This window comes from Catellatospora chokoriensis, from assembly GCF_011297315.1.
GTDB lineage: Bacteria > Actinomycetota > Actinomycetes > Mycobacteriales > Micromonosporaceae > Catellatospora > Catellatospora citrea.
This window is the reverse complement of the sequence record NZ_JAAOTI010000009.1, coordinates 33,009-46,147: the sequence shown is the minus strand read 5'-3', so window position 1 is coordinate 46,147 and position 13,139 is coordinate 33,009. Positions and strand designations below refer to the sequence as shown.

Below are 13,139 nucleotides of genomic sequence, written 5' to 3'. Positions count from 1 at the left end.
AATGATTGACGTCCTGTTGACAGCACTGAAACATAAGGCTTTCCGGCCTGTCAAGACCCAGGTATGTCCGAGAAAGACAGCAAGATTGGGCCCATTTCCAATGAAACAAAATGGAACTGCCGCTGCCTGCGAAGAAAAGGAAGGACAACTTCCTATAACGTTCGACGGCTCATGCGTCCTCGCCGGCGTCTGGCACGATGCGGCACCGGGCAAGCCGGAGACGGGCCGGGGTGGGCCCCGCGCCTCAGCGGGTCGGCGCGGGGGCGGTGGAGTCGCGGATGACCAGCTCGGTGCCGAGCGAGACGTGCACGGCCTCCAGGGTGTGCCGGTCCAGCAGGCGCATCAGCATGGTCACCGCCATCCGGCCCATCTCCTGCAGCGGCTGGCGCACCGTCGTCAGCATCGGCGTCGTCGCCCGGCTCACGTCGATGTCGTCGAAGCCCGCGACCGACAGGTCCTGCGGCACCCGCAGCCCGCGCTCGTGTGCCGCGGCCAGCGCACCGACGGCCATCTTGTCGTTGAACGCCACCAGCGCCGTCGGCCGGTCCGGCAGGTCCAGCAGCTCCCCCGCCGCCCGGTAGCCGTTGTCGGTGTTCGGCTCGTTGACGTGGCGCACCAGCTCCGGCGTGGGCAGCACCCCGGCGTCGGCCAGCGGCGCGACATACCCGGCCATGCGGGCGTCGTTGGCCAGCCACTCCGGCGGGCCGCCGATGATGCCGACCCGGCGGTGGCCCAGCTCCACCAGGTGCGACATCAGCCGCCGCGCCCCGGCGAAGTGCGCCGCGGACACCGTCACGATGTCCTTCGGGGCGAGCGTCCGGGGGTCGATCACCACGAACGGGAACTGCTGGTCACGCAGCCGCACCAGGTCGTCCGGCGCCTCGGGCGGCAGGATCAGGATCGCCCCGGCCACGTCCGGCCGGTCGGCCAGTGTCGGCAGCACCGCCGCCGACTGCGCCGCCTCACCCGCGTTGAGCACCATCTGCCGGCCGTGCAGCTCGATGGTCTCCGCGATCGAGCTGACGATCAGCCCGAAGTAGTCGGTGAGCACGTACGGGCAGCGCACGTAGACCGCGCCGGACGCCGGGGGCAGCTCGCCGCGGCGCAGCGGGGCCTTGTCGCCGCGCCGGTGCACGGCCTGCAGCACCAGGTCACGCGTGTGCGGCGCGACGTTGGCCGCGCCGTTGAGCACCCGGGACACCGTCGCGATGGACAGGCCCGTCTCCGCGGCGATGTCACGCACCGTGGCGCGTACGCCGACCGTCCTAGGCATGGGCGCACACGATACCCGACACCCAGCGTGATGACCCGTGACTGAACACGCGGCCATCATGGCGGCGCAGCCTGCCCGCGCGCCAGCCCCACGCCGCCCGTCGCGCCGCGGCGCGGCCTTGATCATCCGACTTGCCAGGCGATCGGGCGTATGCGTTCGCAAGACACGCACGGGTGCCTGGCAAGTCGGACGACCTTGGTGCCGGGCGCGACACGACACAGGTGATTCGCGGTGTTCTCCCAGGAATCGCCCAGGCGTCATGGATAGAGTCCCCAGACAGCTGGGCCGCCCCACCAGCGGTGATCTACGAATCCCCCACATCATTCCTGTGGAAAGGTGACGCGATGCCCGCGACGACCCGCCCTGCCTCGCGGCGGCCGGCCAAGACCGGCGGCAAGGGACGCAAGAATCTCAAGGCGCCGGCCACCGGCGGTATGAGCACCAACCTCAAGTTCACCATCGGCGTGCTGGCGGCGGTCGCGCTGATCGTCGGCGGGGCCGTGTTCTTCGCGATGAAGGGCGCGGCCGAGCCGGACGCCGCCGCCGCGAACCTGGTGCGGGCCGACTCGCACCGGATCTCGACCGCGGCCGACGGCAAGGTGACCGTCGTCGAGTTTCTCGACTTCGAGTGCCCGTCCTGCGGCCGGGCCTACCCGGCTGTCGAGCAGCTGCGCAAGGACTACGCCGGCAAGATCACGTACGTGGTGCGCGAGTTCCCGCTCGACATGCACCCCAACGCGATGAACGCGGCCGCCGCCGCGGAGGCCGCCGCCGAGCAGGGCAAGTTCGAGGCGATGTACAACAAGCTGTTCAGCACCCAGCAGAGCTGGGGCGGGCAGCAGGCCGACCACGCCAAGACGTTCGACGGCTACGCGCAGGAGCTGGGGCTGGACATGACGAAGTACCGCGCGGACGTCGCATCGAAACCGGTGCTCGACCGCATCGAGGCCGACCGGGCCGACGGCGCGGCCGCCGGGGCGCGGGGCACGCCGACGTTCTTCGTCAACGGCAAGCTGTTCGAGCAGACACCCACCTACGACAACCTGAAGGCCGCGGTCGACGCGGCGCTGGCGGGGTGAGCATGACCACGATCGAGCAGCGCGGCGGGACCCACGCCGAGCAGACCGGTGTCGACGAGCACCTCACCCCGCGACGGACCACCGTCGACCGCGCCATCGGCTGGATCCTGACCGTCACCGGCGTGCTCGGCACGGCGGCGGCGTTCACGCTGGCCGTGGAGAAGATCCACCTGCTGACCGATCCGTCGTACACGCCCTCGTGCAGCATCAACCCGGTGCTGTCGTGCGGCTCGGTGATGGTGACCGAGCAGGCGTCGGCGTTCGGCTTCCCGAACCCGCTGCTGGGGCTGGGCACGTTCCCGGTCGTGGTGACGCTGGGCGTGCTGGTGCTGGCCGGGGTGCGGCTGCCGCGCTGGGTGTGGCTCGGGCTGCAGGTCGGGGCGACGTTCGCGGTGGTGTTCGTGCACTGGCTGATGTTCCAGTCGCTGTACCGGATCGGCGCGCTGTGCCCGTACTGCATGGTCGTGTGGGTCGCGGTGGTGCTGCTGTTCTGGTACACGACGCTGTACAACCTGCACCACGGGCACCTGCGCGTGCCCGCTCGCCTGCGCGGCGCGGTGGACCTGGCCGTGGACGTGCACGCGGTCGGCCCGGCGCTGTGGCTGCTGGTCACGGTGGTGCTGATCGCCCAGGCGTTCTGGAGCCAGTGGCAGATCATGCTCGCCTGAACCTCCCGGCCGCCGCGACCCTCCTCCCCGTCGCGGCGGCCGGCTTCGGAAAGGAGATCGCCGTTTCGTGCCGGCACCTGGGATCGGGCCCAGGGTTCCGGCACGAAACGGCGATCTTTCCGTCCAGGCCGGGTGTCAGCAGATGCGCGGGAGCGGGTCGCCGACCAGGAGGTCCATGATGCGGGTGCCGCCGAAGCGGGTGCGCAGGAGGACCAGGTGGGCGGGGTCGTCGTCGACCCAGCCGATGATCGCCGCCTGCTCGCCCAGCGGGTGTCTGCGCAGCGCGGCGAGCGCGGCGTCGGCCGACTCCGGGGCGACCACCGCCACGAACCGCCCCTCGCAGGCGACGTAGAGCGGGTCGATGCCGAGCAGCTCCGCCGCCCCGCGTACGCCGGGACGCACCGGCACCGCCGCCTCGTCGACGACGATGCTCACCTGCGCCGCGCGGGCGATCTCGTTGAGGACCGTGGCGACCCCGCCCCGGGTCGCGTCGCGCATCGCCCGCACGCCCGCCCCGCACGCGTCGAGCAGCGCGGCGGTCGCCCCGTGCAGCGGCGCGGTGTCCGAGCGCAGGTCGACCTCCAGGTCCAGGTCGCCACGGGCGATCAGGACGGTCATCCCGTGGTCGCCGACCGGTCCGGACACCAGCACCAGGTCACCGGGCCGGGCCCGGCCGACGCCGAGCTCGTGGTCGCGCTCGCGCAGGCCGACCCCGGCGGTGGTGATGTAGCAGCCGTCGGCCTGGCCGCGCTGCACGACCTTGGTGTCCCCGGCGACGATGCGCACGTCGGCGGCGCGCGCGGCGGCGGCCATCGAGGTGGCGATGCGGGTGAGGTCGGCGACCGGGAAGCCTTCCTCCAGGATGAACCCGGCCGACAGGAACAGCGGGCGCGCGCCGGAGACCGCCAGGTCGTTGACGGTGCCGTTCACTGCCAGCTCGCCGATGTCGCCGCCGGGGAAGAACAGCGGCGAGACCACGTACGAGTCGGTGGTGAAGGCCAGCCGGGCGCCCGCGACAGTCAGCGCCGCCGCGTCGTCGAGCGCGGCCAGCTGCGGGTTGTGGAACGCCTCCAGGAACACGGCCTCGACCAGGCTCTGCGTGGCCTTGCCGCCCGCGCCGTGGGCCATGGTGAGGCGTTCCTCGCGGACCCGGGCGCGGGCCCGGCGGGCACGCGCGACCCGGTCCATGACGGCCTGCTCGCTGACGCCCGCGGCAGCCGCCGCGCCGGCGCCGGTGACCGGGCCGCCGAGGGTGACGTCGCCGCTCACCGGGCCGTCACCTGGAGCAGCCGCTGGCGGCGGAACCGGCCGAAGTTGTAGTACGCCGCGCAGGCGCCCTCGGGCGACACCATGCAGGTGCCGATCGGGGTCTCCGGTGTGCAGGCGGTGCCGAACACCTTGCACTCCCACGGCTTGAGCACGCCCTTGAGCACCTCGCCGCACTGGCAGGACTGCGGGTCGGCGACGCGGACGCCGGGCACGTCGAAGCGGCGCTCGGCGTCGAAGTCGGCGTACGCCTCGGTCAGCCGCAGCGCGCTGTGCGAGATGAAGCCCAGGCCGCGCCACTCGAAGAACGGGCGCAGTTCGAGCACGTCGCCGAGCACCTTCAGCGCGGTCGGGTTGCCGTCCCAGGGCACGACCCGGCTGTACTGGTTCTCGATCTCGCAGCGGCCCTCGGCGAGCTGGGCGAGCAGCATGTCGATCGAGTGCAGGATGTCCAGCGGCTCGAACCCGGCCACCACCAGCGGCTTGGCGTACTGCTCCGCGATGAACCGGTAGGGCTCGCAGCCGATCACCGTGGACACGTGCCCGGGGCCGAGGAAGCCGTCGAGGCGCTGGTCGGGCGAGTCCAGGATGGCCTTGATCGCCGGCAGGATGGTGACGTGGTTGCAGAAGACGGAGAAGTTGGACAGCCCTTCCGCCTTGGCCCGCAGCACGGTGACGGCGGTCGACGGCGCGGTGGTCTCGAAGCCGATGGCCATGAAGACGACCTGGCGGTCCGGGTGCTGCCGGGCGATCTTCAGCGCGTCCAGCGGCGAGTACACCATCCGGATGTCGGCCCCGGCCGCCTTGGCGTCCAGGAACGAGCCGTCGCCGCCGGGGACCCGCATCATGTCGCCGAACGAGGTCAGGATGACCTCGGGGCGCTTGGCGATGGCGATCGCGTCGTCGACGCGGCCCATCGGGATGACGCAGACCGGGCAGCCCGGCCCGTGCACCAGCTCCACCTGCTCGGGCAGGTAGTCCTCCAGACCGTGCTGGTAGATGGTGTGCGTGTGTCCACCGCACACCTCCATGAACTTGTACACCCGGCCCGGTTCGCACCGGGCGGCGATCCGGGCCGCCAGTGCTCGGGCCTGTTCGGCGTCGCGGAACTCGTCCACAAAACGCATCGTCGCCTCGCTCAGTCGATGGTGGAGCTTCGCAGGGCGGTCAGCTCGTCGGCGTACGCGTCCCCGAGGCTCTTCAGGAAGTCCATCGCGGCCGCCGCCTCGGCCTCGTCGATCTTGGATAGCGCGAAGCCGACGTGGATCAGCACCCAGTCGCCCTCGTTGATCTCACCGGGCTCGAACAGCCCGATGTTGATGGCGCGTCGTACGCCGCTGACGTCGACCTGCGCCAGGTCCGGCCGGTCGGTCATGATCTCGACGACCTCGCCGGGGATGCCCAGGCACATACGCTCAGGCCCGCAGGTCGACGAGGTGGAGTTCCTCGAGGATGAGGTCGTCGCCGCCGGTGACCACCACGTCCGCGCTACCGCAGCAGGCGCACACGGGCAGCAGGTCCATGGACTGCTCGGCCCGGCCGCAGGCCGAGCACGACACGTGCGCCGGCACGGCGACCATGTCGATCTCCGCGCCGTCGGCGGTGGTGCCCGTCGCGACCAGCGCGAAACCCTGCTTGAGGGCGGGCTCGGCGACGCCGTGGCGCACCCCGATGCGCACCTTCACCCGGTTGACCTGCCGACCGTCAGCGCGCTGCGTCACCGCGCCGAGGATGCTCTCGCAGAGTCCGATTTCATGCATTTTATCTCCTTTGTCCCGCATACCCAACGCCACTCCACCCGCCGGGGAAACGAACACGCCGCCCACCGCTTCAAGATCGCCGTTTCGTGCCGAAACCCCGGTCCGAGGCCGGGGTTTCGACACGAAACGGCGATCTTCGCGGGGGTCAGGCCTCCAGGGGGAGCGCGGCGGCCAGGCGCCGCCACTGCTCCCGCGGCAGGCCGGGCTCGCCGGTCACCACCTACACCGCCAGGTGATCGGCGCCCGCGTCCAGGTAGGCGGCGGCGCGGCGGGCGATGGCCGTCTCATCGCCCATCGCGAACACCGCGTCGAGCAGCCGGTCGCTGCCGCCCTCGCGGAAGTCGTCCTCCGTGAAGCCCAACCGCAGCAGGTTGCTGGTGTAGTTGGGCAGTTGCAGGTAGAGGTCGAGGTGACCGCGGGCCGCCGCGCGGGCGCGGTCCGGGTCGGTGTCGAGCACCGCCTTGAACTCCGGCGCGAGCACGGCGTCCGCACCGAGGATCTCCCGGGCCTGGGCGGTGTGCTCGGGCGTCACCAGGTAGGGGTGCGCGCCGGCGGCGCGGTCGCGGGCCAGCGCCAGCATGCGCGGGCCGAGCGCGGCCAGCACCCGGTCCCGCACCGGCACCGGTTCGGCGGCGGAGTCCAGCGCGGACAGGTAATCCGTCATCGCGGTGTACGGATGCGCGTAGTCCTTGGCGAGGCGGCTGTGGCTCACCCCGAGTCCCAGCACGAAGCGCTCCGGGAAGTCGCGTTCGAGCTCGGCCCGCTGCGCGGCGACCTCGGCGGCCTCGTGCTGCCAGATGCTGAGGATGCCGGTGGCCACCGTCATCCGGGAGGTCGTCTGCAGCAGCGGCCGCGCGTACGTGACGGCCGGGCCACCGCCGAGCCACAGCGTGCCGTAGCCCAGCTCGTCCAGTTCGGCTGCCGCGTCGGCGAACTCGCCGGTCATCACCTCGTCGCCGGAGCGCTGCGCCTCGGTCCACGCCGCACTCCAGACCCCGATCCGGCCCCATCGATCATGCCGTGACACGGCACCCCCTCACCTGAAAACGCCGCCGGATCACATACTGCGGATCTTGAGATACCGCTTCACGTCCGGGAACGTACGCACCAGCACCGCCGCGACACCGGCGAGCACCAGCCCCGTCATCATCTTCTTGAGCGTCATACCCGTACCCCTGTCTCTCGATCCTCTTCGGCCGGCGGCGCGGCGAGCAGCCCCGCCGGCAACGGCAGCGCGCCGGTCAGCGCCGCCTGCCCCGCCTCCCACAACTGCCGCACCAGCGCCACCGCGGGCTCCACCGCGGCCTCGACCGGCGGGCTCAGCCCCATCCGCTCGCTCAGGTCGGCCGGCTCGCAGCCGACCAGCAGCACCCGACCGGGGGCGCTGCCGCAGCTGTCGAGCAGGTCCAGCACCCGCTGCGGCTGCATGCCGTGCGGGTCGACCAGCACCGGGCCGTCGTCGGCCCGCCCGGCCGCCCGGTCGGCCGCGCTGATCTCCAGCAGCCGCACCGTGCCCGGTGCGTCACCCCGGCAGTCGACGTCGATCAGGATGGTCGCGTCGTAACCGGCCATCAGGTCGTACGCCAGATGGACGCCGCGGATGCCGTAGTCGGCCACCCGCAGCCAGGTCGGGCACGGCCCGGCCAGCAGCCGCGACGCGACCGCGACGCCGAACCCGTCGTCGCCGAGGAAGATGTTCCCCAGCCCGGCGACCAGCACTTTGCGCCTGTTCATGCCCGCTCCTCGCTGCGCTCGTCACCGGCACGAGTAGCCAGGCCCATGATTCGCTCGCGATGCTCGCTCATGCCCGCTCCTCGCTGCGCTCGTCACCGGCACGAGTAGCCAGGCCCATGATTCGCTCGCGATGCTCGCTCATGCCGACACCACCGTGACCTCCTCAGGGGCGAAGTAGCGGAACCGGCCCTGCAGGATCTGCAGGTCCGCGCCCGGATCGTCGTCGAGCGTCACGGCCAGGTGCGTCGAGCCGTCCACATCGAGCAGCACCGCCTGCACGGTGGCGACCCGGTCGACCAGGAACATGTCCTGCGCGTCGCTGCGGCGGCCGCCCGGGTGCAGGCGCACCCGGCTCCCCCGCCCGACCGCCGTGCCGTCGATGACGACGGAGTCCGCCGCCGGGTCGACGGAGGCGTCCGCGCCCGGGTCCCACCACGGTCGATCGGTGCCGAACACGTCGGCCGGCTCGGCCGCGGGCGCGGGGCGCAGCTGCCGGATCGCTCCGTGCAGCCGCTCGAACACCTCCGGCGGCAGCGTCTCGGCCCGGCCCAGCAGCTCGCCGCCGCGCGGGTCGGTGGCCCGCACCTGGCGCTTCTCCTCCTCGGTGAGGGTGAGCGTGCGCAGCACGAGCAGCTCGTCGATCTCCAGTGCGTCGAACATGTCGCCCGGGCTCTCGGGGGCGACCACCGGGTGGTCGTACAGGATCACCGGTGCGGACAGCATCACGTCGCGACTGCCCTCCGGGCCCAGCATGACCGGCCAGGTGCGCACGTTGCGGCACTCCTGCACCGCGGTCTTCGCCCACTCCGGCGGGTCGAGCAGCGACACGAAGTTGCCCGCGGTCAGCGCGAACACGCTGTGCGCCGCGATCAGCGAGTAACGCAGCGCCTCCGGCCGTTCCAGCCCGCCGACCTGCGGCGCATCCGGCAGGGCGTTAAGAAGGTGCCCTTCCTCCACGGAAACCGATGTGAAGGTGCCCTTCCTTGCGTTGGTGTGGTTGGTGACGGTGGCGGTGAGGCGGAGGACGCCGTAGGGGCCGGGCAGGAGTTCGGCGTGCAGGCGCAGTTCGCCGTGCAGGGGGTGGCGTTCGCGGTGGAGGCGGACGGACGGGGTGAGGTGCTCGGTGTCGGTGGCGCCGGGGATGGTGAAGGTGTGGACGTGGTCGGTGGCGCCGATCAGGTCGGCGGGGGTGAGGACGAGGTCGACGGACTGTTCGACGGTCTCGTCGAAGGGCAGGTGCACGACGCCGTCGACCTCGGCGGACGGGACCGGGCGCCAGCCGCCGGCCGAGTCGGTCTCGACGGTGCGGGACTGGGCCTGCAGGAAGCGCAGCCGCCAGTGCAGCCGCGCGCCGGGGCGCGGCTCGGCCAGCAGCTGGGTCTGGCACCAGGTGTACTCGCCGAGCGCGTCGTCGGCGTACGCGGGTGGCACCAGCACCCCGAACTGCCAGCGCAGCTGGTTCTTCGTGGCGGAGGCGCGATACGGGTAGAGCAGGCAGCCCTCGTAGAGCACCGCGTCGGCGACCGCGCGGGCCTGCTCGAACGGGTCGCTCAGCGCGGTGTCGGGCACAGGCCGTCCTCCTCTTCGGCCGGGGCCTGCGCCGCCAGCAGGGACGTCAGCAGCTCGTCGGCGGTGGGCACGGCGTGGCGGGCCTGGTGGCGCAGCAGCGCGTCGACGGTGTCCCGGCGCAGGCGAAGCCATGCCGTGTCCGGGAAGTACAGGTCCATCAGCTCCCGCCAGACGGCCACGGGCAGCGCGTACGCCGCCTCCCGGTCCCACGGCACCCGCCCGACCTGCACCCCTGCCCCGCCCGCCGGCGCCTCGAACATCGTCCCGCTGAACAGCAACGTCATCGGGACGGTGCCCTCGGCGAGCGCGTGCAGGTACTTGCCCAGCCCGGGTTCGAGGTCGTACGTGCAGGGCACCAGCAGGTCGCACTCGGTCGTGCCGGTGAACCCGGGCACCGTCACGCCGACGGTGGCGAAGTGCAGCGCCTGCATGCTGGTCGCCCAGCGCGCGGGCGCGCCGAAGACGTAGTCCAGCCCCTGCGCCTCGGCGTCGGAGTAGGGGCGGGCGCGCGGGTCGATGCGCAGCTGGCAGCTGAGCACGAGCGCGTGTACGCGTACCCCCTCCGGCGCGGTGACCCGCAGCCGGAAGCGCAGCGTCGGCCCGGCGGCCCACGGCAGCGCCTGCGCGTCCACGCAGGCGAACGTCAGCTCAGCCACGTGCCGCCCCCACGGACGTGGCGGCGTGGTCGGGCACCGGTGGCTGGGCGTTCGCGCGAACCTGTGCCAGCCAGCCGCCGATGGCCGCCCAGGCCTGCTCGCCGCCGTCGAAGCCGCGCCAGTGCCTGCGCACCAGGCCGACCAGGCGGTAGCAGGCGTCGACCGGCACCGCGTACGCCTCCGGGCCGTCCGGACCGCGGTGCAGCAGCAGGGCCAGCACGTCGGGCGGCAGCTGCGCCGTGTACGGGTGCCGGGCCAGCACCTTCGCCCACGCCTCGGGCGGCAGCTGCGACTCCGTCGCCCCGGCCGGGCTCGGGTACAGCGCCACCGGCCGCCCGAGGGCGCTGTCGACGAACACGAACGTCAGCCGCACCGGCACGTCCAGCGCGGCCCAGTCCAGGTCGGACAGCGGGAAGTCCGGCAGCGCCACGTGCTCGCGCGGCACCGCGGCGAACCGGCGCGGCCCCGGCTCCTGCTGCGCGACGGCCCCCGGTGAGCTGTCCGCGGGCACGAACAGCAGGTAGCAGGGGCGGCACACGCACGGCAGCGACCTGCTCGACAGGTCCGCCAGATGGTCATGGTCGGCCGGGATCGCGGCCGCGCACAGTTCGCAGCGTTCCTGCGCCGCCTGCGCGGTGACGGCGGGCGGCGCGGGCGCGGTGAGATACCGCCGCAGACCGGCGGTCATGACCGCTGCTCGCGGTGCCCGGCGGGGAAACGAACCGCCGGGCACGTGATCGGGTCGCGGCGCGCGGTCATACGGGCGCGCCGGTAGGCGCCTTCGGCCGGTGGCCGATCTGCAGCAGCTTCGGCTCCGGCGCGGCCTCCTCCAGCACCACCTCGACGATCTCCGGCGCGGCCTGCTGCACCAGCCGGGACACCGTGTCGCTCACCGGCTCGGCGGTGCTGCCGCAGCCGCTGCCGCAGCCACCGCCCGCGGTCGCGATGCGCGCGGTGCCCGCGGCGTCGATGTCGACCAGGGTGAACTCGCGGCCGAGCCGCCTGCGGGCCCGGTCCAGCGCGACCAGCACCCGTTCCTCGATCGGGACCGGGTGCAGGCCGTACAGCGCCAGCAGGCCGCCGACCAGCTCGTCCTCGGCCAGCACACGCAGTTCCTCGGTGACGCCGGGCACCGTGACCAGGCCGTCCAGCAGCCGGGCCAGCCCGGCCTCGTTGAGGTGCAGCAGCTCGCGGACCACCCCGTCGGCGGCGGCGCGAGCCACCGTCCCGCCCGCGGTCTCGACATCGGCGAGCAGTGCCTCGACGCGTACCCCCACCGTGTGCGGGTCGAGCACCATCACCCGATCCATGTGCTGGTCCCCCGCGGTGCTCATGATCCGCTCGCTCATGCCGCACCCGATGCGAAGGCGTGCGGGGTGTGCAGCTTCTTGAGCACCGAGCCGTTGCCGGTGTACATGTGCACGCCGCAGGGCAGGCACGGGTCGAAGCTGCGCACCGCGCGCATGATGTCGATGCCCTTGAAGTCCTCCTGCGAGTTCTCCTCGAAGATCGGCGTGTTCTGCACCGCGTCCTCGTACGGGCCGGGCGTGCCGAAGCGGTCGCGCACGCTGCCGTTCCACGGCGTCGGCGGGTACGGGTGGTAGTTGGCGATCTTCCCGTCGCGGATGACCATGTGGTGCGACAGCACGCCGCGCACGGCCTCGGTGAAGCCGACGCTGTTGGCGTCCTTGGGCACCTTGAACGGCTCCCAGGTCTGGGTGCGCCCGGCCCGCACCTCACCCAGCGCCTTCTCGCAGGCGTGCAGCGCGACCGCGGCCGCGTACGCCTGGAAGTAGGTGCGGGCGCGGTTGCGCTCCAGCGCGTTGCTCCACTTCGGGATCTTCCATTCGAAGGTCACTTCCGGCTTGGTCAGCGTCTTCGGCAGGTTGATCACGACGCTGTGCCCGGTCGCCCGGACGTAGCCGATGTCGACCAGGCCGGACAGCGCGGTCGACCACAGCCGGGCGATCGGGCCGCCGCCGGTGTCCAGGGCCAGGTGGTCGCTGCCGTCGAACCAGCGCGGCGACATGACCCACGAGTACGCCCCGTCGAAGTCGCGCTTCTGCGGCCTGGGCAGGGTGTGCTGGTTCCACGGGTGGCGCACGTCGACCGGGTTGCCCAGCGGGTCCCGCTTGACGAAGACCTCCTGGCCCTGCCAGTCGTCGTAGTAGGAGCTGCCGAGCAGGATGCGGATGCCGAGGTTGATGTCGACCAGGTCGTTGGTGACCAGCTTGCCGTCGACGATGACGCCCGGCGTCACGAACATCTTCCTGCCCCACTCGCTCATCCGCTCGTAGGTGAAGTCGCAGTGGTCCGGGTCGTTGAACGCGCCCCAGCAGCCCAGCAGCACCCGCCGCCGGCCGACCTCCTCGTAGCCGGGCAGCGCGTCGTAGAAGAAGTCGAACAGGTCGTCGTGCATGGGCACGACGCGCTTCATGAACTCGACGTAGCGCATGAGCCGGGAGAGGTAGTCGGTGAACAGCTGCACCGTGGCGACCGTGCCGACGCCGCCCGGATACAGCGTGGACGGGTGCACGTGCCTGCCCTCCATCAGGCAGAACATCTCCCGGGTGGACCGGCTGACCTGCAGTGCCTCGCGGTAGAACTCGCCCTCCAGCGGGTTCAGCGAGCTCATGATCTCGGCGATGGTCTTGTAGCCGTGCTGGGCGGCGTGCGGCGCGGGCGTGTTCTTGGCCTTCTCCCACACGCTCGGGTTGGTCTCGCGGACCATGCGCTCGCAGTAGTCGACCCCGACCAGGTTCTCCTGGAAGATGTTGTGGTCGAACATGAACTCGGCGGCCTCGCCGAGGTTGACGATCCACTCGCCCAGATGCGGCGGCTGCACGCCGTACGCCATGTTCTGGTTGTAGATCGAGCAGGTGGCGTGGTTGTCCCCGCAGATGCCACAGATCCGGCTGGTGATGAAGTGGGCGTCGCGCGGGTCCTTGCCCTTCATGAAGATGCTGTACCCGCGGAACACCGACGAGGTGCTGTAGCACTCGACGACCCGCTTGGCCTTCCAGTCGATCTTTGTGTAGATGCCGAGGCTGCCGACGATCCGGGTGATCGGATCCCACGACATCTCGACGAGGCCCTCCGCGGCCGCCTGCGTCGCCATGCTCGTCCTCAACGCC

The 13,139-nt window shown here is 71.7% G+C and carries 15 protein-coding genes; 2 read left to right on the top strand and 13 right to left on the bottom strand.

Going from position 1 to position 13,139, the window contains the following annotated elements; genetic code table 11:
• Positions 1-244 precede the first annotated feature (244 nt).
• The gene (locus HAV39_RS15050) at positions 245-1,273 is read right to left on the bottom strand and encodes a LacI family DNA-binding transcriptional regulator (RefSeq protein ID WP_191839845.1); all 1,029 of its coding nucleotides are present in this window, start codon (positions 1,271-1,273) and stop codon (positions 245-247) included.
• Positions 1,274-1,617: 344 nt separating this feature from the next.
• Between HAV39_RS15050 and HAV39_RS15045 the strand changes: the two genes are divergently transcribed.
• Together HAV39_RS15045 and HAV39_RS15040 are read left to right on the top strand one after the other, a co-directional pair.
• Positions 1,618-2,352 carry a DsbA family protein gene (locus HAV39_RS15045; RefSeq protein WP_239121074.1) on the top strand — a complete coding sequence of 245 codons (735 nt, stop codon included), beginning with the start codon at positions 1,618-1,620 and terminating at the stop codon, positions 2,350-2,352.
• 2 nt (positions 2,353-2,354) lie between these two features.
• Positions 2,355-3,020 carry a vitamin K epoxide reductase family protein gene (locus HAV39_RS15040; protein WP_191839844.1) on the top strand — a complete coding sequence of 222 codons (666 nt, stop codon included), beginning with the start codon at positions 2,355-2,357 and terminating at the stop codon, positions 3,018-3,020.
• Positions 3,021-3,155: 135 nt separating this feature from the next.
• Here HAV39_RS15040 and hypE read toward each other — a convergent pair whose 3' ends face one another.
• The 12 genes from hypE to HAV39_RS14985 form a co-directional block, all read right to left on the bottom strand.
• A complete protein-coding gene (gene hypE / locus HAV39_RS15035) occupies positions 3,156-4,289 on the bottom strand; it encodes a hydrogenase expression/formation protein HypE (RefSeq protein WP_275413995.1) in 1,134 nt (377 codons plus the stop codon).
• Positions 4,286-5,413, bottom strand: a complete 1,128-nt coding sequence (gene hypD / locus HAV39_RS15030; RefSeq protein ID WP_191839843.1) for a hydrogenase formation protein HypD — start codon at positions 5,411-5,413, stop codon at positions 4,286-4,288. Before hypD ends, hypE begins: the two co-directional genes overlap by 4 nt.
• A gap of 11 nt (positions 5,414-5,424) precedes the next feature.
• Positions 5,425-5,697, bottom strand: coding sequence for a HypC/HybG/HupF family hydrogenase formation chaperone (locus HAV39_RS15025; protein WP_120315508.1), 273 nt, complete (start codon positions 5,695-5,697; stop codon positions 5,425-5,427).
• A gap of 4 nt (positions 5,698-5,701) precedes the next feature.
• On the bottom strand, positions 5,702-6,046 hold the full coding sequence (locus HAV39_RS15020; RefSeq protein WP_191839842.1) for a hydrogenase maturation nickel metallochaperone HypA/HybF: 345 nt from the start codon (positions 6,044-6,046) through the stop codon (positions 5,702-5,704).
• Between the two features lie 220 nt (positions 6,047-6,266).
• Positions 6,267-7,073 (bottom strand): TIGR03620 family F420-dependent LLM class oxidoreductase, encoded by an 807-nt coding sequence (locus HAV39_RS15015; RefSeq protein ID WP_191839841.1) that lies wholly within the window; start codon positions 7,071-7,073, stop codon positions 6,267-6,269.
• 30 nt (positions 7,074-7,103) lie between these two features.
• On the bottom strand, positions 7,104-7,211 hold the full coding sequence (locus HAV39_RS43630; protein ID WP_373311944.1) for a DUF6893 family small protein: 108 nt from the start codon (positions 7,209-7,211) through the stop codon (positions 7,104-7,106).
• Complete coding sequence (locus HAV39_RS15010; RefSeq protein WP_191839840.1) at positions 7,208-7,780, bottom strand: hydrogenase maturation protease; 573 nt, start codon at positions 7,778-7,780, stop codon at positions 7,208-7,210. The genes HAV39_RS43630 and HAV39_RS15010 overlap by 4 nt, the downstream gene beginning before the upstream one ends.
• A gap of 138 nt (positions 7,781-7,918) precedes the next feature.
• Positions 7,919-9,349 (bottom strand): hypothetical protein, encoded by a 1,431-nt coding sequence (locus HAV39_RS15005; RefSeq protein ID WP_244958815.1) that lies wholly within the window; start codon positions 9,347-9,349, stop codon positions 7,919-7,921.
• Positions 9,331-10,005 carry a DUF6084 family protein gene (locus HAV39_RS15000; RefSeq protein WP_191839839.1) on the bottom strand — a complete coding sequence of 225 codons (675 nt, stop codon included), beginning with the start codon at positions 10,003-10,005 and terminating at the stop codon, positions 9,331-9,333. The genes HAV39_RS15005 and HAV39_RS15000 overlap by 19 nt, the downstream gene beginning before the upstream one ends.
• Positions 9,998-10,693, bottom strand: coding sequence for a DUF5947 family protein (locus tag HAV39_RS14995; RefSeq protein WP_191839838.1), 696 nt, complete (start codon positions 10,691-10,693; stop codon positions 9,998-10,000). Before HAV39_RS14995 ends, HAV39_RS15000 begins: the two co-directional genes overlap by 8 nt.
• Before the next feature lie 67 nt (positions 10,694-10,760).
• On the bottom strand, positions 10,761-11,354 hold the full coding sequence (locus HAV39_RS14990) for a hypothetical protein (protein ID WP_191839837.1): 594 nt from the start codon (positions 11,352-11,354) through the stop codon (positions 10,761-10,763).
• Complete coding sequence (locus HAV39_RS14985) at positions 11,351-13,123, bottom strand: nickel-dependent hydrogenase large subunit (protein ID WP_191839836.1); 1,773 nt, start codon at positions 13,121-13,123, stop codon at positions 11,351-11,353. Before HAV39_RS14985 ends, HAV39_RS14990 begins: the two co-directional genes overlap by 4 nt.
• Positions 13,124-13,139: the final 16 nt, after the last annotated feature.